The organism is Streptomyces mexicanus, from assembly GCF_902506575.1.
Lineage (GTDB): Bacteria > Actinomycetota > Actinomycetes > Streptomycetales > Streptomycetaceae > Streptomyces > Streptomyces mexicanus.
The window spans coordinates 4,475,023-4,493,984 of record NZ_LR732544.1 but is presented as its reverse complement, the minus strand read 5'-3'; the positions used below and the strand labels follow the sequence as shown (position 1 = coordinate 4,493,984).

17 protein-coding genes, 1 tRNA gene and 1 pseudogene are annotated in these 18,962 nt (G+C 67.2%); 7 read left to right on the top strand and 12 right to left on the bottom strand.

The features are described from left to right. Positions 1 to 354: 354 nt before the first annotated feature. Together GV126_RS20200 and GV126_RS20195 are read right to left on the bottom strand one after the other, a co-directional pair. On the bottom strand, positions 355 to 1,353 hold the full coding sequence (locus GV126_RS20200) for a sigma-70 family RNA polymerase sigma factor (protein WP_028421622.1): 999 nt from the start codon (positions 1,351 to 1,353) through the stop codon (positions 355 to 357). Positions 1,354 to 2,024: 671 nt separating this feature from the next. Then, complete coding sequence (locus GV126_RS20195; protein ID WP_159673909.1) at positions 2,025 to 2,792, bottom strand: dioxygenase family protein; 768 nt, start codon at positions 2,790 to 2,792, stop codon at positions 2,025 to 2,027. A 67-nt stretch (positions 2,793 to 2,859) separates the two neighbouring features. Between GV126_RS20195 and GV126_RS37195 the strand changes: the two genes are divergently transcribed. After that, the gene (locus tag GV126_RS37195) at positions 2,860 to 2,991 is read left to right on the top strand and encodes a hypothetical protein (RefSeq protein ID WP_268977406.1); all 132 of its coding nucleotides are present in this window, start codon (positions 2,860 to 2,862) and stop codon (positions 2,989 to 2,991) included. Between the two features lie 75 nt (positions 2,992 to 3,066). Further along, a complete protein-coding gene (locus GV126_RS20190; protein ID WP_236570053.1) occupies positions 3,067 to 3,642 on the top strand; it encodes a MarR family winged helix-turn-helix transcriptional regulator in 576 nt (191 codons plus the stop codon). A 163-nt stretch (positions 3,643 to 3,805) separates the two neighbouring features. On the opposite strand, the gene GV126_RS20185 is transcribed toward GV126_RS20190, so the two are convergent. Both GV126_RS20185 and GV126_RS20180 read right to left on the bottom strand, forming a co-directional pair. Further along, the gene (locus tag GV126_RS20185) at positions 3,806 to 5,362 is read right to left on the bottom strand and encodes an MFS transporter (protein WP_159668749.1); all 1,557 of its coding nucleotides are present in this window, start codon (positions 5,360 to 5,362) and stop codon (positions 3,806 to 3,808) included. Between the two features lie 309 nt (positions 5,363 to 5,671). After that, on the bottom strand, positions 5,672 to 6,373 hold the full coding sequence (locus tag GV126_RS20180) for a TetR/AcrR family transcriptional regulator (RefSeq protein WP_159668746.1): 702 nt from the start codon (positions 6,371 to 6,373) through the stop codon (positions 5,672 to 5,674). Between the two features lie 356 nt (positions 6,374 to 6,729). On the opposite strand from GV126_RS20180, the pseudogene GV126_RS20175 reads away from it, so the two are divergent. Together GV126_RS20175 and GV126_RS20170 are read left to right on the top strand one after the other, a co-directional pair. Beyond that, positions 6,730 to 7,194 (top strand): annotated as a pseudogene (locus GV126_RS20175) (IclR family transcriptional regulator domain-containing protein); the annotation flags it as partial. A gap of 59 nt (positions 7,195 to 7,253) precedes the next feature. Continuing rightward, positions 7,254 to 7,329 (top strand) — tRNA-Arg (locus GV126_RS20170). Between the two features lie 173 nt (positions 7,330 to 7,502). On the opposite strand, the gene GV126_RS20165 is transcribed toward GV126_RS20170, so the two are convergent. Beyond that, positions 7,503 to 7,958 (bottom strand): hypothetical protein, encoded by a 456-nt coding sequence (locus GV126_RS20165; protein WP_159668743.1) that lies wholly within the window; start codon positions 7,956 to 7,958, stop codon positions 7,503 to 7,505. A gap of 696 nt (positions 7,959 to 8,654) precedes the next feature. On the opposite strand from GV126_RS20165, the gene GV126_RS20160 reads away from it, so the two are divergent. Next, complete coding sequence (locus tag GV126_RS20160; RefSeq protein WP_159668740.1) at positions 8,655 to 9,878, top strand: NsdA family TPR-like regulatory protein; 1,224 nt, start codon at positions 8,655 to 8,657, stop codon at positions 9,876 to 9,878. On the opposite strand, the gene GV126_RS20155 is transcribed toward GV126_RS20160, so the two are convergent. The 3 genes from GV126_RS20155 to GV126_RS20145 form a co-directional block, all read right to left on the bottom strand. Further along, complete coding sequence (locus GV126_RS20155) at positions 9,859 to 10,521, bottom strand: HAD family hydrolase (protein ID WP_185948351.1); 663 nt, start codon at positions 10,519 to 10,521, stop codon at positions 9,859 to 9,861. The genes GV126_RS20160 and GV126_RS20155 overlap by 20 nt on opposite strands. Positions 10,522 to 11,034: 513 nt before the next feature. Then, on the bottom strand, positions 11,035 to 11,688 hold the full coding sequence (locus GV126_RS20150; protein ID WP_159668737.1) for an MAE_28990/MAE_18760 family HEPN-like nuclease: 654 nt from the start codon (positions 11,686 to 11,688) through the stop codon (positions 11,035 to 11,037). 2 nt (positions 11,689 to 11,690) lie between these two features. Beyond that, positions 11,691 to 12,794: a DUF262 domain-containing protein gene (locus tag GV126_RS20145; protein WP_159668734.1), complete on the bottom strand. Its 1,104-nt coding sequence runs from the start codon at positions 12,792 to 12,794 to the stop codon at positions 11,691 to 11,693. A gap of 232 nt (positions 12,795 to 13,026) precedes the next feature. Here GV126_RS20145 and GV126_RS20140 point away from each other — a divergent pair, with 232 nt between their 5' ends. Beyond that, complete coding sequence (locus GV126_RS20140; RefSeq protein WP_159668731.1) at positions 13,027 to 13,653, top strand: hypothetical protein; 627 nt, start codon at positions 13,027 to 13,029, stop codon at positions 13,651 to 13,653. Between the two features lie 293 nt (positions 13,654 to 13,946). Next, entirely contained in the window at positions 13,947 to 14,264 is a 318-nt protein-coding gene (locus GV126_RS37485; RefSeq protein WP_159668728.1) for a winged helix-turn-helix domain-containing protein, read from the top strand. A 515-nt stretch (positions 14,265 to 14,779) separates the two neighbouring features. Here the strand turns inward: GV126_RS37485 and GV126_RS20130 are convergent. The 4 genes from GV126_RS20130 to GV126_RS20115 form a co-directional block, all read right to left on the bottom strand. Next, positions 14,780 to 15,634 carry a PD-(D/E)XK nuclease domain-containing protein gene (locus GV126_RS20130; RefSeq protein ID WP_159668725.1) on the bottom strand — a complete coding sequence of 285 codons (855 nt, stop codon included), beginning with the start codon at positions 15,632 to 15,634 and terminating at the stop codon, positions 14,780 to 14,782. A gap of 960 nt (positions 15,635 to 16,594) precedes the next feature. Then, on the bottom strand, positions 16,595 to 17,116 hold the full coding sequence (locus GV126_RS20125) for a hypothetical protein (RefSeq protein WP_159668723.1): 522 nt from the start codon (positions 17,114 to 17,116) through the stop codon (positions 16,595 to 16,597). A gap of 335 nt (positions 17,117 to 17,451) precedes the next feature. Next, a complete protein-coding gene (locus GV126_RS20120) occupies positions 17,452 to 18,045 on the bottom strand; it encodes an FG-GAP repeat domain-containing protein (protein WP_159668720.1) in 594 nt (197 codons plus the stop codon). Between the two features lie 335 nt (positions 18,046 to 18,380). Next, complete coding sequence (locus GV126_RS20115) at positions 18,381 to 18,839, bottom strand: DUF7144 family membrane protein (protein WP_159668717.1); 459 nt, start codon at positions 18,837 to 18,839, stop codon at positions 18,381 to 18,383. Between the last annotated feature and the right edge of the window lie 123 nt (positions 18,840 to 18,962).

The following is an 18,962-nucleotide window of genomic DNA, read 5'->3' as shown; positions in this document are numbered from 1 at the left end:
GTTCAGCGGTTCCGTCGGGCGGTTCGGTCGGGCGGTTCCGTTCGGCGGTTCCGTTGGGCGGATCAACCGTCGGCCTACGGCTCAGCGGGACGTTTCAGCAGGGGTTGTTCCCGGCGGACCGGGCGTTGAAGCGACGGTACACGGCCATGTTTGCGCGGTCTTTCGCCACCGGGCGCACGCGGGCGCGGTCCCGGTCACCGACGCCTGCCCTGGCCTGCCCCGCCTTGGGCAGGCGATCGCCGCAACCGGCTACCGTGACCGCCGCCCACCGGGCCACCGTCCACCGGGCACTGGGCCACCGGCCACCGGGGCACTAGGTCACGGGTCACCGGCCGGACGACACCCAGGTCCGGGTCACGCGGCGGCGTCGAAGCCGGTGTCGTGGGCCAGCTTCTTCAGCTCCAGCAGTGCGTGCTTCTCGATCTGCCGGATGCGCTCCCGTGTCAGGCCGTGCTCCTTGCCGACCTCGGTCAGCGTGCGCTCGCGGCCGTCCTCGATGCCATAGCGCATCTTGATGATGGAGGCCGTGCGCTGGTCGAGGCGGCCGATCAGGTCGTCCAGCTCCTCGCTGCGCAGCAGGGTCATCACCGACTGCTCGGGCGACACCGCGGAGGTGTCCTCGAGCAGGTCGCCGAACTGGGTCTCGCCCTCGTCGTCCACCGACATGTTCAGCGAGACCGGGTCACGCGCCCAGTCCAGGACGTCCGAGACGCGCTCCGGGGTGGAGCCCAGCTCCGCGGCGATCTCCGCGGGCTCCGGGTCGCGGCCGTGCTCCCGGTTGAACTCGCGCTGCACGCGACGGATACGGCCCAGCTCCTCCACCAGGTGGACGGGCAGCCGGATCGTGCGGGACTGGTCCGCGATGGAGCGCGTGATCGCCTGGCGGATCCACCAGGTGGCGTACGTGGAGAACTTGAAGCCCTTGCGGTAGTCGAACTTCTCCACCGCGCGCACCAGGCCCGCGTTGCCCTCCTGGATCAGGTCCAGGAGCGGCAGGCCACTGCGCGGATACCGGCGGGCCACCGCCACCACCAGACGCAGGTTGGAGCGGATGAACACGTCCTTGGCGCGCTCGCCCTCGGCGACCAGAGCCTCCAGCTCCTCACGGGTGGCGTCCGTCCCGGACTCCTCGTACCCGTCGAGGATCTGCCGCGCGAACACACCCGCCTCGATGACCTGGGACAGCTCGACCTCCTTGGCGGCGTCCAGCAGCGGTGTACGCGCGATCTCGTCGAGGTACATGCCGACCAGGTCGCGATCGGCGATCTCGCCGCCATGGGCGCGAACACTGCTTGCCGCGTCGACCGTCTCGCCGGCGGCGGACTGACGACGGGCGACGGCACGGGTTGCCATGCGTGCTCCCTTGCGAGTCGGGGTCCCCCGGTTTCGACCGGAGCCGAGAACTGGGGGGAGGGTCAGCGGGTGGTCCTTGGGACGCGCTCGGCACGTGCTGGGAACTCTCCTCGGGTGCCCGGCATCCGTGGGAAACAACGACTGGAATCCGGACAGAATTCCCAACCCGCCCCTCAATTTTTCTGAACATGCAGTACCCTGTCCCGCCACAGCGCGCCGCGGGCCGCGGTGGCAGCCACGGAGCCCCAGGTCAGGACCGGAGTCGGGGCCACGGCTCGACCCCCGCGGGTCCCGTCGGCCACAGCGGACGTGAGACGGCCGTCACACGGATACCGCAGTCCCACGGACGCCCCGGTCGGACGGATGCCCCCAGCCGGACGGACGCCCGAGCCGGTCGGACGGACACCCGAGCCAGATGGACGGACGCCCGAGCCGGTCGGACGGACACCCGAGTCGGAGGGACACCACGGTCACCCGGCCGCCGCGGCCCCCGGCGGGGAGCGTCACCGTCGACCGCTCTCCCGCCCTCACCTTCATGGACGGCCCGTGCCACAGGAAGGTTGCCGCAAACCCGGACTCTCAGGAAATTCCCAGACTCTCCACCGCGACTCTCCGCCCCCCACCCCTGCGCGGCAGACCTCAGCGCCCCGGGCCGCTCCGCCCCACGCCTTTCAGCCGAACTGCACCGACCGCTTGGCCATTCCCATCCAGAACCCGTCGATCACCGACTTCTGATCGTCCAGTTCCCCTCCGGCCTCCGCCGCGCCCATGGTCACGAACAGCGGGGCGAAGTGCTCGGTGCGGGGGTGGGCGTACCGGCCGGCGGGCGCCTTGTCGAGGAAGTTCAGCAGGGCGTCCCAGTCGCGGGCCTCCAGGGCGCGCCGCCCCCAGTCGTCGAACTCGGACGACCAGCTGGGCACGCCGTTCCCGGCGTGCCGCAGGGCGGCCAGGTTGTGGGTGAAGAAGCCCGAGCCGACGATGAGCACGCCCTCGTCGCGCAGCGGCGCCAGCCTGCGGCCGATGTCCATGAGCCGGACGGGGTCGAGGGTGGGCATGGAGACCTGCAGGACCGGGATGTCGGCGGCGGGGAACATCTCGACGAGGGGGACGTAGGCGCCGTGGTCCAGGCCGCGGTCGGGTACGTCCTGCACCGGCGTGCCGGGGGCGCGCAGCAGCTTGCGCACGCTCTCGGCCAGCTCCGGGGCGCCGGGAGCGGCGTACGTCACCCGGTAGTAGTGCTCGGGGAAGCCCCAGAAGTCGTAGACCAGGGGCACGGTCCGGGTGGCGCCTAGGGCGAGCGGGGCCTCCTCCCAGTGGGCGGAGACGACGAGGACCGCCTTCGGGCGGGGCAGGGCGGCGGCCCAGGCGGCGAGCTGGCCGGGCCAGACGGGGTCGTCGGCGAGCGGCGGGGCGCCGTGGCTGAGATAGAGGGCGGGCATGCGCTCCGGAGCTCGGCGGGCATGCTCGGAGGCGGCCTCCGGGGCCTGGTGAGCGATGCGCTCGGGCATGCTTGCCGACGTGCTCCTCGGCGTGCTTTCCGACGCGCTCTTCGGCGTGCTTTCCGGCGTGCTTTCCGGGGTGGCGGCGGACATGACGGCGGCTCCCTGCGGTCGTTCGACCCATTCGCTTGAACTTTAAAGCTCTAACGGGTCAGCCTACGCCACCGCGCCGACTTTGTTTAATCTTCAAAGAGCGCCCTCGTAGAGTGGACGCATGAACACGCCACCCGCATCCGCGTCCGAGCCGGAGCGCGAGCCGGAGCACGCCCTGGATCCCGCGCCGGAGCGCGAGCTGCGGCCCGCCGAGACCCCCCGCTGGCTCACCGCCGAGGAGCAGCGCGTCTGGCGCTCCTACCTGCACGCCACGACCCTCCTCGAGGACCACCTCGACCGTCAGCTGCAGCGCGATGCGGGCATGCCGCACATCTACTACGGCCTCCTCGTCCAGCTCGTCGAGGCACCGCGCCGCCGCCTGCGGATGACGGAACTGGCCATGAACGCCAAGATCACGCGCTCCCGCCTCTCCCACGCCATCGCCCGCCTGGAGAAGCACGGCTGGGTGAGCCGCGAGAACTGCCCCTCCGACAAGCGGGGCCAGTTCGCGGTGCTGACCGACGAGGGCCTGAAGGTGCTGCGGCGCACCGCGCCGGGCCACGTCGCCGCCGTACGCCAGGCACTGTTCGACCGGCTCACCCCCGAACAGCAGAAGTCCCTCGGCGAGATCATGGAGATCGTCGCCGAGGGACTTCAGCCGAACGAGGCGGGCGCGGACCTGCCCTGGCTCCGCTGAGCGCGGCTCCAGCCGCACGACCGAGCCCGGCTCCCCTGGGCCGCTCTGCTGAGCCCGGCTGCCCTGGGCCTTCTGCTGAGCCCGGCTCCGGCAACCTCCGGTGACCGTCGACGGCCGGAGCCGGCCGGCGGCTACGGCTGGTGACCGGGGGTGCCCACCGGTGTCAGTGCGCGATGACCGGCACCGCCACCTCGTCGTCCGCGTCCGCGCCCTGAGCTCCGTCCGAACCGGTGACCCGGGTGGTGCCCGGCCGGCCCGCGGTGACGAAGGTCAGCGCGATCACGCCGGCCACGGCCAGGATGGCGACGGCGAACCAGATGGCGTTGGTGTAGCCGTGCACCAGGCCCTGCAGCTGGACCAGCTGCCGGCCCGGCTGGGAGGTGCCGGCGGCCGCGATGTGGTCCTTGATGTAGGAGGCGGTCGCGGAGGAGGCGATGGTGTTCAGCAGGGCCGTACCGATGGCGCCGCCCACCTGCTGCGAGGTGTTGACCATCGCGGAGGCCACACCCGCGTCACGCGGCTGCACGCCCTGGGTGGCCATGGACATCGCCGGCATGAACGCCGTACCCATGCCGAGGCCGAGCAGCACCATCGCGGGCAGCAGCAGCGCCGGGTAGGAGGAGCCGATCTCCAGCCGGGTCAGCAGCAGCATGCCGACGGCGGCGACCAGGAAGCCCGGGCCCATCAGCAGCCGCGGCGCGACCCGGGTCATCAGGCGCGTGCCGATCTGGGTGGACCCGGTGATCATGCCGGCCACCATCGGCAGGAACGCGAACCCGGTCTTGACCGGGGAGTAGCCCTGCACGACCTGCAGGTAGTAGGTCAGGAAGAGGAACAGGCCGAACATGCCGATGATCGCCAGGCCGAGCGAGAGGTAGATGCCGCCGCGGTTGCGGTCGGTCACCACGCGCAGCGGCAGCAGCGGGGCCTTCACCTTCGACTCCACCACCGCGAAGGCGGCCAGCAGGACGACGGACGCGACGAACATCGCCACGGTCACGGTGTCGCCCCAGCCGTCGGACTCGGCGCGGGTGAAGCCGTAGACCAGCGCGACCAGGCCGAGGGTGGACAGGACCACGCCCGGGATGTCGAGCGGCGAGCGGTTGCGGCCGCCCTCCGGCTCACGGATGACGAAGTAGGCGCCCGCGGCGGCCACGACGGCGAACGGGATGTTCACGAAGAACGTCCAGCGCCAGTCCAGGTACTCGGTGAGGAACCCGCCGAGGATCAGTCCGACGGCGCCGCCGCCACCGGCGATCGCACCGTAGATGCCGAACGCCTTCGCGCGCTCCTTGGCGTCGGTGAACGTCACCGCCAGCAGGGACAGCGCGGCGGGTGCCAGGACCGCACCGAAGAGGCCCTGCAGTGCACGGGCCCCGAACATCATCGGGCCGCTCGTGGCCGCGCCGCCGAGCGCGGAGGCCGCGGCGAAGCCGGCCAGGCCGATCACGAAGGCGCGCTTGCGGCCCCACTTGTCGGCGATACGGCCGCCGAAGAGCAGCAGTCCGCCGAAGGCGAGGGCGTAGGCGGTGACGACCCACTGCCGGTTGCCGTCGGAGATGCCCAGGTCACGCTGGGCGGAAGGAAGGGCGATGTTCACGATGGTGGCGTCGAGGACGACCATCAGCTGGGCGAGCGCTATGAAGACGAGCGCCTTCCAGCGGCCGGCGTCCGCGGACTTCTCCAGGACGCCGGGAGCCTTTGCGGCTGTTTCGGACATGGGTGTACCCACTTCGGGACTTCGGTGACGGAAAGTGCGACGGGAAGCTGGTGTTGTGCGCAGGACGACAGGACAAGGGGGACGGACCGGGCGCGTCGGCGAACGACGGCCCGCCCCGAGGAGTCAGGGACGGCCGTAAGAGTCACGGCTGTTGGTGAAAAGACCGGAGTACGGCTCTGTACTCATCGGCCGCCGATCAACGGATCGGTGATCACTGATCGGCAACTGGTGATCGTTGATTGGTGATCGTCGATCGCCGATGGGTGATCGCTGATCATTGACTGGTGATCGTCGAGGTCCGGCGGCCGGTCAGGCTTGGCGGAGATCCTCCATGGTCGTGGCCGTTCCCGGCAGGACGGAGCGGGCCGGGGCCCGCAGTCCGTCCAGGAGCAGCTGCAGATGGCGGTGGACGAAACGGTCGTTGACGAAGCAGCCGGTTCCGGCCGGGGGGCGGCTGAGCTGGGACACGGCGACCATCAGGTCACCGACGCCCACGTCCGCTCGCAGTTGCCCGGCCGCCTTGGCGCGGTCCATGACTTCCCCGATGAGGCGCTCCACCCGTTCGCGGGCGGCCACCAGGTCGGGATGGTGCTGGTCGAACGTGCTGGACACCATCGGACACAGCGCGCTGATCCGCTCGTCGGCGGCGGCGTGCGCGAAGCGCGAGAGCGCCTCGAACGCATCGCCGGTCACCGCGAGCGCCTCCTCGGCGGCCTGCGCCGTACGGTCCATGACGGAGCAGACGACCTCGCGGACGAGGGCGTCGCGGTCCGGGAAGTTGCGGTACAGCGTGGCGTTGCCGACGCCGGCCCGGCGGGCGATCTCGTCGAGCGGCGCCTCGGGGCCGTCCTCCACGAACATCTCCCGGGCGGCGGTGACGATCCGCTCCCGGTTGCGCAGGGCATCGGCGCGAGGCCGGGTCGCCTTGCGCTGCACGGGCTGCGCGGTCGTCGGGGCGTGCACGGTGTACTCCTCGGGTCGATGACTCGGTGGTGTGCTCGTCAGGGTCATGACTCGTCAGGGTCATGAGCCGAGCGATCCGGGGAAGCTCTCCCCGTTTCACGCGAACACTGAGCTAAACGGGGAAGAGGTCCCCGGTTATTTCCCTCCGGCGGAGAGATGTTCCGTGACCTGAGTCACATTCGCCGACCGGGTGCCCACCGCCCGGGTCCGCACCTTCCCTCCGGGGTCCTTTCCTTCCCATTCCTTCCCATCCGGCTCCGCGCCTTCCGTCCCGCGTCCGGACCTTCCTCCCGGGCCCGCGCCTTCCGTCCCGCGTCCGGGGCCTTCCCTCCCGGACCCGCGCCTTCCCTCCCGCGTCCGGGGCCTTCCTCCCGCGTCCGGGGCCTTCCCCCCGGGACCGCGCCTTCCCTCCCGCCTCTGGACCTTCCCTCCACCTGGAGGACCTGGCGGCCCAGGTCCACGAGTCGGCGTCGCTGGCGATCCTGACGCCGTCGGCCGAGGAGATCCAGTACACGGCCCGCGCCGTCACCCACAACATCATGAGCGTCGACATCACGGTCGGCACCCGCCTGCCGGCCCCGATCACCGCCCTGGGCCGCGTCCTGTTGGCCGACCCCTCCTCCCCGACCGCCCAGGCGGGCTACGCCCTGACCGACGAGGAACTCGAAGAGGGCCTACGAGCCCTCGCGGTCCCCGTCCGCGACCGCACCGGCCGCACGGTGGCCGCGGCCGACCTGGCCATGCACGCCGCCCGCCACACCCGCGAGTCCTGCGTCGAACACCTCCTCCCGGCCCTGCGCCGCACCGCGGCCCTGATCGAAGCCGACCTCCACGTGGCCTCCCGCTTCACCCACGTCCCCCTGACCTGACCCCACGTCCTCACCCCGATCCGGTACGCTGACGCCTGTGGCCCACACGACCACGATCCGCCTTCGTAGCTCAGGGGATAGAGCACCGCTCTCCTAAAGCGGGTGTCGCAGGTTCGAATCCTGCCGGGGGCACCAGTACAAAGGGCAGCTACTGCATTCAGTAGCTGCCCTTCGACATCAATGCCGGACATCAGTGGCGGAGTGCACTGCGGCGAACGGATCGCACGTCGAACGATGTCCGCCGGGCGGGACCAGCCAGCGCCGCCCACCAGCACCGGCCGTACGGTCGGCCTCCTGCGAGCCCTGCGTCAGCTCTGCTTCCCCGGGTCCAGGCATGCTGTGTGAACCCACCCCCGCCGGGGCACCGAGACTCCGTCCCAGACGACCGGCAAGCAGTCCTCGGCCGATGTGATCTGCTGAGGGCAGTAGATACAGCGCATCGGCTCCTTGTCGGCGGCCTGGTGCACTTGCGCGTAGTGCAGTCGCAGGGCCCCGCCCGAGGGGCAGGGTCCGCCGCCCGGGCAGACGGCGCAGGACATGGTGTGCCCGTACCACTCGTCGTAGGCGCCGAGGACGGCCACGCGCGTCTGGAAGCAGGGCGGGCAAGCGCGCGGCCGGAAACCGGTCAGTCCGCCGAGATCCATCGCGCCGCCGGTGAGCGGGGACCGGCACCAGACGCATACGGCGCCGGCGAGCTGCTCGACGCCGAGCATGCGGGCGGTAGGCACCTCGAACAACATCAGCCGGTCGGCCAGGCCCGTCACCGTCGTCCCTCCCGAATCAGTCGGTACAAGATCCGCCCAACCGTGCACTGACCGGCCTCGTCCACACACTGCTCGCACATCGGGGCGTGCTGGAACAGACCGCGGTGGGCGTGCTCGCCTGCGCAGGGCCCGCATGATCGCGGATACCAGCGTCGGCACTGCGAGCCCATCCGCACGCCGAAGTCCACTGCCGTGACGGTCAGGGGCCCGCAGCCGCACCACACGCACGCTCTGCCTCGGATCTGGTCCCCGTCCAGGCCGTCGAACTCAGGGAGAGCGAGAAGCTCCAGCACAGCGGAGGGGACCACCTGGAGCGCGCTGTTCATGCCGCAGCGCCTGTAGGTGCGAGGGTGCTCGTGCGAGCCGCGCACAGCGCGCCCGGGCCGGTACTCCGGCCGTCCTCGCCCCGGCACGTCCGCCAGCGCGACAGCGGGCCCCGGACGGTGTACCGCCGAGACCGGATCCCGGCGCCGGGCGGTGCTGACGGTGTGGGCGTGCCACGCATGATGGCCTCCTCGGCAAGAGACGCGTTCGAACAGGTACAAGAGTGGCCCTCTTGAAGTGTCATGCCGAGGACTTCAACAGGTCTTCTCATCACCCAGAATGGGACTTTCATTCAGCCGAGTGGGTGAGGACTGGCCAACATGCGGACTTCCCAGGACACTTGCCGCAGCGCACGACGATGGAGGTGCAGCAGTGGCACGCCCCGCAGGTAACACCCGACTCAAAGCCTCGCGGTTGGCGGCGGGTTACCACTCACAGCAGGCACTCGCCGACGCTCTCCAAGTGGGTGTCCGACAGGTCCGTCGTTGGGAGTCCGACACTCCGCCCTGGCCGCAGCCAGAGGCAGGACGAGCCCTCACGCGACTGCTCGGACAGGACTTGGAAGCTCTCGGATTCACCCCTCCCGGTGGCACGACCGAGCGGAGCCGGCGCACCGTGCTCGCCGCCACGGCCGCCGCCGTAGGCCTTGCCGCGGTTCCCACCCAAGCCGTTGCCATGCAGCCGGCGACCGCAGCCGACGACTACGAAGCAGTGACCCGCTCACACCGACGGCTTTACTGGTCCGTCGCCCCGGCAACCCTGCACCCGGCTGCGATCGCCCACGCCACCCTCGGGTGTGCCCTGCTCCCCCAGACTGCCGGGCAGACACGGCAACGCACTGCGGCAGCACTGGCGGAGACATGGCTGCTCGCAGGACGGATCGAGTTCTTCGACCTGCGCGACGCCGACCGCGCGCAGGAAACCTTGCTCCGGGCGCTCCAAGCCGCGGGCGAGGCCGACGATGCTCTCCTCGGCTCGGCGATCCTCGCGCACACCGCGTTCATCCCGGCCTGGGCAGGCGACCGTGACGCGGCGGTGGAGCGCATGGTGGCAGCGCGGACCTACGCGCGCCGCGGCCCCGCATCGGCCGAGCTGCTGGCGTGGCTGGACGCGGTGGAGGCCGAGTGCGAGACCCGCTGCGGAAACATCCGCACCGCGCTCCACCTGATCGGCCACGCGGAGGACGTTCTCGACACGGACAATGAGCACCTCTCGCTCGAGTGGCTCGACTGGTTCTCGGCCGTGCGGCTCGCTGCGTTCAAGGGCAACACGCAACTGCGGGCCGGGCACCTGCCGCAGGCCCGCACCACCCTCCTCGGCGTCCTCGACGCGCTGGGCCCGGCCGAGGAAAAGCAGCGCACGGTCGTACTCGGTGACCTGGCCGCCGTCGAAGCCGCGGCCGGCAACACCGAAAAGGCGTGCGGGTATGCGCTCAGCGCGCTCGACCAGCTGGAGCGGAGTTGGTACGCGATGGGCATGGACCGCGTACGCGAGGTGCGACGCGCTCTGACGCCCCACCAGCACGAACGGTGCGTGCAAGAGCTGGACGACCGGCTGTACGGCTGGTCGACGACGGTCAGCGCTCTCGCTCGTTGAAGGACCGGATCAGACCGGACAGCTCGAGGAGGCTCTCGATCCTGAAGGTCGGGAGCTTCCGGGCGTTCTCACTGTTCCACTGAATCGTCGCCCAGGGACCACGGTGCACGAGCGCCGTATGCATACCGGCCCCGCGTGCCGGGCGGACGTCGTTGTCGACGCGGTCACCGACATACAGCATTTCGTGACGCTCAGCGGGAACGACCTCGGCAACGCGATCGAAGAAGGCACGGTCCGGCTTGCTCGCGCCCCAGTCGTCCGAGGTTCCGATCAGATCGACGTCGTTGCTGAACAGCTTGCGGAGGATCTTCCCCGCGCGCACGGTCTGGTTCCCGGCGATGCCGAGCCACAGCCCGTCGGCACGCAATGCGGTGAGTGCGTCCCGGACGTCCGGATACAGATCCTCCTCACCGAATGTCTCGGGTTGCCCTGCCTCGGTTCTCTTCTCGCGCTCGGCATACAGGTCGAAGCCTGGCCGGAACTCCTGGAACGTCTCGCGATAGTCGCGACCTTGGGCGATGACGGCACCGAACATGGCGTGGAAGGTATGCCGCGGCACACCGAGCCAATCGGCCCAAGCCCCGTACTCGGTGGTCTCGTCCACGAGGCACTCGCCGACATCGAAGATCACAGCGCGAATCATGCGGGCAGCGTACCGAGGAAGTGCGGAGGGGACCCCGTCACGGGGAAGGGTCGGGGCTGCACCCCCCTGAGGCACGCGACCCAAGCCCACTGCTTCACCGGCCGCACCCACGAGCAGGGCCCAAGGCGCTGTGGTCCTGAACGTCCGCTGCACCTCATGCCCAGCGTTGCGGACAAACTTTCTCTACATCATCAAGGCCCGCGCACGGCGCGGGCGCGCGCCGCCTCTGCGGCGCGGCCTGCCTCCTGCCTTCGTCCCGGCTGGCCGCGCCCGGCGGCGCGCTGCGTGCAGCGGGCAGAGCAGAGAAAACCCTCTGTGGCTGAGGCCGGTCGGCTCCACGGCTTTAGGCAGCCAATTTGGCGCGAGCCTCGAAGATCATGGCCCAAAATCGGGCACTAACGGGCAGGCTCACAAACCTGCCCGATCCGCGGGCCAGCGTAATGGGCCATGATCACTCGCGCCAAATCCGCTCCAGCCCAAAGCCGCTCCGCCGACCTTACATCGCAGTACAACTCAGATTCTCCGATACCTCTGCTCTTGTGCGTGAAGCATGATCGTAGACCGAATATCAGCTAGCATCGACATAATTTCATCGTGCAGGGAATCGAACTCATCGGGATTTGGGTAATAGTCCCGTCCGTGAGCAATGGCGTTTCGGCCGTCACAGAGGGTCTTGTCGATCAGATTGTTCTTTGTAAGGAATGTGTCAGCATCAAACCCGATGCATTGCAATATATCTGACAGGACGGTCGATCGGAGGTTTGATTTGGTGTCGACGATGGTGTCGCGAGGTATGCGTGCGCGGGCGTTATCGGGCGTCCGTACAGCCTCCATTAGTGCCAGCATTGCTGACTCATCACCAGAGACGGAACGACGATTTAGTTGATCAAGAACAACCTTGAGGAGACCGTCATTCAGCTCTCCTACCCTCAAACGCCGCTTAGCTACATAGTCCACATAAGCTTGACAGGACTCCTTGACGTAGCCCTCCCAGTGGGCGTACAAGAGAGCGATGCCGCTACGCGCTAAGGCTCGTGTCAAGGGAGAGTGCGCTGACTTCTTGTAGGCTGCTCGGATCTGCGATTTCAGCGTCTGCAATTCAATACGACGCCAGGCTAGTGCGTTATCCAGTCTGTCCTCTAGCTCCCCAATAGTTCTGACGGCCATGGTCAGTCCACAGAGGAGAAAAATCGACGGGAATTGAGGATCAGCCTAGGAACTCGACGGCGCGGGCTAACGCCAGTTCCCGAGTTCTCTCGGAATTCCGATGCCCCCCATACAGAGTGGACCCTCTGTGCCAGTTGATCAGCGTTCTCTTCCCAGAAGTCAATGTTCGCCGACACACCTGAGGTGACGAATTCGTACGAGGAGATAGAGAACGGGCCTAGGCTTTTCACGCCGTTGAATCGACGGAATGCATCTTCGCCTAGCTCCTCATTCAGGAGCTTGAACGTGCGCTGGAACAGATCCACGTCAATTGGTGACTCGTCCGTGTCGTATAGCGGAGCAGCGTTGCGCATCCAGCGAGTTAGGTACTCGCCGTACTCCATCGGAAGTTCCGTACGCGATCCGGCGAAGTCGGCCTGACAAAAGAACCGCAAGACCAATTCTTGCCGGTAGGCCTGACTCTCCTTCTGGTCCGACAGTGGGATGCACTCTCTGAAGTCGATGTTCTCAGAGAGTTCAGAAATCCGACTAAACATGTCGGAATTCAGCATTACGAGAAGACAGTTCCGCGCTTCCTGGGGAGAGAGTTGCGCTCCTGAGTTGAGTCGCTGAAATAGGTCATACTTTGCATTGTCATCCGATTCTTTCCTGATGATGCGGAACTCAAGCTTTGCGCGCTTGAAGTCCCTTCGCATGGCGTCGGTGAAGACTTTTCCGCTGCCGGTTGCGACTTCCCATGTGTAGCCTTCAAGGGCTGGGAGGTATTCCGTAGGCTGGAGAATGAGCGGCTGCGCCAGGCGGCCTTCGTGATCACGGTAAACGCCTACGAACTGGAAAATGGTGGATAGGCGCTGAACACCATCGATGATGTCCCAGATTCCGTCCGGTCGCTGAGAGACGAAGATGGGCGGGATCGGAATGCCAAGGAGAATAGATTCAACAAGTCGCGACTTCTGGTCATCGTTCCACCTGAAGATTCGCTGGAATTCAGGGTGGACGTCAATATCTCCATCCCTGTAGAGAGAGAGTACCTCGCCGATGGACATCGGATATCCATCGGTGTGGATCTCTTTCGCCTTTGAAGCGATCTGTGCGTCCAGCGACATGTAACAACCTCAACTCTCTGATCGTCGTTCAGACATGCTAGCGGGCCCAGTGTCTCGACAGGTCCCGGATGTAGAAGCTGATGCTCCGGAGTTCGATTCTGGTTTCTGCCTGTCGCGGGGCAGGCATGTGGCGGTGGACCTCGGCCCGTTCGTGTGGCCGGTTTGCTCCCTTGTGAGTGTTTGATGCACCTGTCACACAGTTGATAGGCAGACGATCGGGGGAGGGGCTTGCATGGTTACGTCAGGTGAGGACTGGGTTCGGCCTTCGACTTGGGCAGTTGAACGGTTCGGCCAGCAGGCCGGCAGACTCACAGCGGCGGTTCCGGTGCAACTGGCCAAGGCACACGCGAAGGCTCACGCCACGCACTGCGCAGCTGGCCTGAAGAAGCGAAGCCCCTACGGTTCCACCCTCGCGGAGGCCGTGCGTGAGCACCTGGCGGACACAGCGCGAGAGCTGGGGGAGTCCGTGCGGGACGTACGCGGATACGAGTACGCGGTGATCAACGATCATGCGCTCTTCCCCTTCAGGTATGCAGACAGGCCGAGGTCCGTTGATCGCGCCCGGTTGCCCTCCAAAACTTCGCCCACCCGCCGTCGACTGTTCAGAGCGCACGGGCCGCAGCCTGTGGAGGGGCTGTTCGACCTCGATGACGGCCTGACAACGGAGGAGTACCTGGGCCTGCATGAAGCGTTCGAGGAGCTGGGGGCCTCCACGAAGCTTGTCTGCGTGTTCTTCACAGCCGACGTGGAGAACGGTGTCCATGTCATTTATTGGGGAGAGGCCCACCTTGAACCGGACCGCACCTTCACGTGGCCCTACAGGGAACAGCTCCTGGTCGCTCCCGTGCTGCTTGAGTGACGGGCAGCGCCGCTGCTGCCTGCCAAGTCGCGTCTGACTCCTGGGCCGTCTGTGGGCCGTCCGGCGCCCCCGAGGCCGACCAACGACGACCGACAGTGACAGACGCGCCACCGCCGCCACCAGCGAAACCCCAGGTCAGCGCCCCCTGACCCCACGGGTTTCCGCCCAGGGGCGGCGGTGCGGCAAGATGGGGTGTCTCTTTCCATCACTCAGACGCCAATTGATCGTAAAACAAGCGAGCTTATCCGTAAGGACGTAGCAACAGGCGCAAGTAGAGACCTACGATCGCCGGCATGCAGCTGACACCCCATGAGGTACTCGGCCGTTGGCTTCTCATAACGCTTGGCGAGATGGGCGGCGCGGGTTCCAAGCAGGCCGTGCTCCGGAGGATCCACGAGCGGTATGGTTCACAGCTCACGGAAACCGACCACCTGCCCCAGCCCTCGAACGGGGAGGTCAAGTGGGAGAACCGAACAGCCTGGCAGCGGAACCGAATGGTCAAGGCAGGGCTGCTCAAGCCGTACGAGAGGCATGGTGATCCCTGGGCGCTAACCGAGGCGGGGTGGGCAGCTCACCGTGCTCTCGTATCCGGTCAGGAGCGATCCACTTGAGACCGAGTCTGCGGGGCTTAGCGGTGGGCCTACCAACTGTGGATGAGTGTCTAACTGCGTGACAACGCCGACGAACAGGGGCGGACAGGCACGCACGTCTGCGGACCATCGCAGCAGGTGAGAGGAGCAACGCCCCAAGGTAGAGCCCTTGCCCAAGTTGCTTCGGGACGAAGAGGTCACCACCTAAGGTCTCGCCGGCGCGGCTTACTCTCGACGACGGCATGGCAGCGTGGCTGCGGCCGGGGAGGGTGCAGCGAGGCACACGTGTGCGTGGTCGGTCGGCGCGCCCAACGTCGTGGCTGACTGTCGTCGGCTGAGGTTCGTACCACAACCGTGCCAGATCCCCGGCCTATGGCGTCCATGTCGTTCGTACAGTGGCGCACTCCACCTGGACGCCACGAATAACGCCCGCACTACGGTGTGTGGGTCGACGGCGGACGGGATAGGAGCTGGGGCCGAGTGGTGGACTGAGGTGATCAGGCGACCGCCTGGAGCCAACGGAGAGCGAGCCGTACTCAGCGAATCACTAGAACTCTAGTCGCTGGGTTACCTTGATCTTGGGTCAAGTCAGATTCGAGTCCGGCAGGGTTAATCAGGTACCTACCGGGGTCGTAAACCAGAGCAAGGATTCCCCGACAGTCCGGATGCTTGGCGTATCTGCTCCAGTCAATGGTGAGTTCCTCGCCCACCTTCTTGTCTGTTAGGGACTCACGCGTCATCTTGGTCTCAACAACGATGCCCACTGTGGGCAGAAGAAAGTCAACACGAGACCGCCCGCCTGCATGCTGTGGTACGTAGTCCTCAGGGCGAACGTCGTCGTACATCAAACGAAGACAAGCACCCACCAAGACCTGCAGATCCTCCTCCTTTTCGACCTTCGGCGCTGGGACGTTCGGCTTTGTAGAGTTCTGCAGAGTCTGCAAAAAGCTCGGGAATCTGGTAAACACTTCAGCGATTTCGGCCAGAAGAGGGAAAACTTCGGCGACTGCGTAAATTTCTGCCTGAAGTAGGGCGCGCTGAGTATGGAAGGACTCAAGAAAGGTCGACGAATAGGGGTGGGACCATTTTGGGAACGGAGAATCCGTCGACGTGGGGTCGTGAAATTGATTAACCTCCAGAGGCTTTGCCAGGAAGGACTTGATTCGTTTAATGACCATACCCCCTTCGTACATGTCTTTGAATTGCTCGCGTGAAGCTTCTGAGATGAGAGGGGTAGCCCGCGCATACCAAGACTGATACTTCTCCTGTCCCGCTCTCAGCTCTTCTCGCGTTACGATTCCTCGGGTTTGCCACTCGGAGAGCATCAACTCGATCTCGTAAGTTTCATCGATCAGCCGCTCGATTTCCGCACGCCTGTTCGCTGACATCATGACTGCGCAGCACCTCCTGCCAGGGGATCAGTAGCATCGCAGACTGCACTGACACGGAGGGATCGATGGAAAACCCATCAAGGTCGAACCTCGAGACGTGTTCTGGTTGACTGCCAGCCCGCGTGGCTCAGCCGACGGGGTGCAGCGAGACACGTGCTCGCCTGCACGGTCGGCTGACTCGTCAGCCTGGCTGACTGCTGTCGGCTGAAGCTCAGACACTCCGAGGCCCGCGGGAGATGAGAGTGAAGCCACTCACAGGTCTGTGACCAGGTAACGCATGATGGCCGCCCGTCTCAGTTTCCGTCTCGTTCAGCCCCGTTCACGGCCGTTCAGACGAAACCACGAGTCGGCTGCAATCCACGAGCGGGCCGCCCATGAACCCAGGTGAATGCCCCACGCACCCATCCCGTCACCCCACCACCACAGTTGGAAAGCGTGCGCCCCCGAGCAACCTCCTTGAGCCGCCGTGCACCGCTGCGCGGAGCAGTGCGCCTTCCACAGAGGACATGTGCCCGGCAATCCTGCACTGATCCGCACGACGGGTCGAGACCGGGGGTGGGAGACGTGGCTCGTACGCAGTCCAGGTGTGGAGCGCTGATAGAGAAGGGCACTCGGTGCCGGCGGCTGGCGATGGTCGGTGCGTCGCGATGCAACCTGCACCGTGGCGAGTGGTCGTCGTACACCATAGAGAAGCGCAAGGAAGCCGAACGCAAGGCGAAGGCACGCAAGCGACGCAAGTGACCCCAGCCAGTGTGGGGTGACATCCATGGCTGACATCAACGACAGCGGACAGCGGTGGCGTCGGGCGGTCTGACACGGCCACGGCCGCCCCGCGCAGCACGGGTGGACAGGCGGTCAGACCGAACTCCTAAAGCGGGTGTCGCAGGTTCGAGTCCTGCCGGGGCACCCGCCAAGAGGCCCCGGACCGATCTCGGTCCGGGGCCTTTGACAAGGTAGGTGTCAGTTCCACAGCAGCTCGACCACGGCACGGACCTTGCCGCGCCAGGTGAGTGCTCGAACCTCAGCCCGCAGAAGCGCGCCCGGCCACAACCAGGCATGTCGACGGCTTCTTCCCGCGATGTCACCACTGCACGCAGCCGCTACCGCGCCAACCACCGGGATGCACAAGATCATCGACAGCACCGGCAGAATGCCGCCCTCCATACTCACCAGGACCTCGCCGAGGAAAAGTGTTCCGGCAACAAGTCCCGCCAGAAGCCGGCGAAGCAGCCCACGGGACGTCAGCCAGTCGGGTGCGACCGCCAGCGTCGCTCCGAGCAACAGACCCAGCACCACACCCTCGAACAGACTGCCGCCCACGAGAATCACCTCGGAGACGAGAGCCAAAGGCACGCCGTGCCACTGCCCCAACACCGCCGCGACCGTCACGCTGGCCGTCCACACGGCGCCCCAACCCAGCGCGCAGCCCCCTCCGACGACCAGGCCGAACCGCAGGCCCCGCATCACTACGCCACGCTTCACCGGTGCCCCCTCGCGTCGCAGCTTACGTGCAGGGACGCAAGCCTGTAGCCGCGGAAGACCTCTGACATCAACGACGCCGGATGGGGGCGTACACCAGCACCCTTGCCCGGCCCTCGCATCAACCGACGGCCGCAGCCCGAGCGGGCTCGGATCGAATTCCTGAAGCGGGTGGTGCAGGGTCGATCCGCGACGCTCTTCTTCGCCTTGCACCACCGGGCAGTCGTACACGTCGGCGGCTTTCGGAGGGGCGCTCGCGGTCGCCGGCCCGGTGCCCGCGACCATCAGCCCCGAGACCGCCGCGACGGCCCTAGTGCAACGCTTCCGCAACAGGAGCGTCAAGTAGTGCACCGGGGCAGAAAGTTCGTCAGATCTGCCTGCGGCATGGTGGTGGGGGTCGGGCGGTCGGTGCGGGTGGCTTCCTGTGTGTAGCGCCTGTTGCGGTTGTCGGGGCCCTGGTCGAGGCCGTGTGCGTTGCCCAGGCGGGCCGTCGTCGCGTAGACGCCGTCGCCCTCGTGGCCGTAGGACGCGAGGTCCGGGTAGCGGTCGTGGTTGTAGTCGGCCACGGTGAGTGCGCGGGGTTCGGTCAGGGCGACGGAGTGCTCGCTCCGGCCGCGTCCGCGCGAGGAGAAGGGGCCGAGGCGCAGTTCGGAGACGGCCGGGGTCAGCGGGTCGTCGCCGCTGAAGGCGTCGGTCGCGGTGATGAAGAGGTCCATCCAGCCGTCCTGGTCGAAGTCGGCGACGACGGCCAGCACGTCCTTCGCGTCCCTGCCGCGGTCGCCGACCAGGTCGCGGGGGCCCACCGTCGTCCCGGCCGTGTCCTTCGCCCCGAAGGTGAGGGTCAGGTCGGCGCCGGTGGCGGACGGGGCTGAGACGCGGTCGGGCGTGCCGTCGCCGTTCAGGTCCGCCACCAGGCCCGCGGACGGTGTCACGCAGCTTCTGACCGCCGGGCCGGCGGTCGGGCGCGCGGGTGGGGCGCCCCGGTCGTCGCCACAACCGGCCAGCAGAGCGGCCGAGGTTACGAGCACCGCCGCCCAGCGTGTGCGGGGTCTTATGGGTATTTCGGGTGTTCGGGATGTTCGGGGTGTTCGGGGTGTCCGGCCGGTTCTGTGCCGCTCCTCGCTCGGACCCACCTTCGGCCGCCCTCCCCGTCCTGTGGTCACGTCAGGCGGATCCTACGGCGGCCGATGAGTACGGCGGGCGGTGAGTACGGGGAGTGGTGAGTACGGGGCGCGGTACGGCGGTTACGAGCAGCCGGGCGGAACCGTCAGAGGGCCACCGGGCGTTGCGGGCGGTGGGCTGTCAGGGCCCAGATCACCCATGCGTCCAGGCCGATGGAGATCAGGGCCCACAGGGGCAGGTGGGGCAGCCAGAGGAAGTTGGCGACCAGGCTGAGCGAGGCCATGAAGACGCCCAGTACACGGGCCCACAGGACGTCCATGAGGAGGCCGAGGCCGGTGAGGACGGCGATCGCGCCCAAGGCCACCAGGACCCAGCCCCAGCCGGCGAGGTCGAAGCGGTAGAGGTAGTTGTCCACCCGCGCGTAGATGTGGTCCGAGGAGACGGCCGAGATGCCCTTGAGGATGTCCAGCAGGCCGTCGACCAGCAGCACCACTCCGGCGAACACCGTGCCTCCGGCCGCCCAGAACCCGGCCCTGTCCGGGGTGGCGGCGGCAGCGGCACGGTCGTGGGGGTGGCCTCCCGGTGGCGTCGACTGCTGCGTCATGGCGTCGTCCTCTCTGGAGGGGGTGGCTCCACCGTGTGCGCGCGGTGGGCCGGCCACCATTCGGAGCTGCCCGAACGGGTGAAGCAGGGGCCTGATCCCCGGCAACTCCCCCGCCCCAGCACC

Excerpts from the sequence above, each read along its gene's own strand:
- GV126_RS20200 (WP_028421622.1), bottom strand. The coding sequence starts at position 1,353 with ATGGCAACCCGTGCCGTCGCCCGTCGTCAGTCCGCCGCCGGCGAGACG.
- GV126_RS20195 (WP_159673909.1), bottom strand. The coding sequence starts at position 2,792 with ATGCCCGCCCTCTATCTCAGCCACGGCGCCCCGCCGCTCGCCGACGAC.
- GV126_RS37195 (WP_268977406.1), top strand. The coding sequence starts at position 2,860 with ATGCTTGCCGACGTGCTCCTCGGCGTGCTTTCCGACGCGCTCTTCGGC.
- GV126_RS20190 (WP_236570053.1), top strand. The coding sequence starts at position 3,067 with ATGAACACGCCACCCGCATCCGCGTCCGAGCCGGAGCGCGAGCCGGAG.
- GV126_RS20185 (WP_159668749.1), bottom strand. The coding sequence starts at position 5,362 with ATGTCCGAAACAGCCGCAAAGGCTCCCGGCGTCCTGGAGAAGTCCGCG.
- GV126_RS20180 (WP_159668746.1), bottom strand. The coding sequence starts at position 6,373 with ATGACCCTGACGAGCACACCACCGAGTCATCGACCCGAGGAGTACACC.
- GV126_RS20155 (WP_185948351.1), bottom strand. The coding sequence starts at position 10,521 with ATGATTCGCGCTGTGATCTTCGATGTCGGCGAGTGCCTCGTGGACGAG.
- GV126_RS20150 (WP_159668737.1), bottom strand. The coding sequence starts at position 11,688 with ATGGCCGTCAGAACTATTGGGGAGCTAGAGGACAGACTGGATAACGCA.
- GV126_RS20145 (WP_159668734.1), bottom strand. The coding sequence starts at position 12,794 with ATGTCGCTGGACGCACAGATCGCTTCAAAGGCGAAAGAGATCCACACC.
- GV126_RS20140 (WP_159668731.1), top strand. The coding sequence starts at position 13,027 with ATGGTTACGTCAGGTGAGGACTGGGTTCGGCCTTCGACTTGGGCAGTT.
- GV126_RS37485 (WP_159668728.1), top strand. The coding sequence starts at position 13,947 with ATGCAGCTGACACCCCATGAGGTACTCGGCCGTTGGCTTCTCATAACG.
- GV126_RS20130 (WP_159668725.1), bottom strand. The coding sequence starts at position 15,634 with ATGATGTCAGCGAACAGGCGTGCGGAAATCGAGCGGCTGATCGATGAA.
- GV126_RS20115 (WP_159668717.1), bottom strand. The coding sequence starts at position 18,839 with ATGACGCAGCAGTCGACGCCACCGGGAGGCCACCCCCACGACCGTGCC.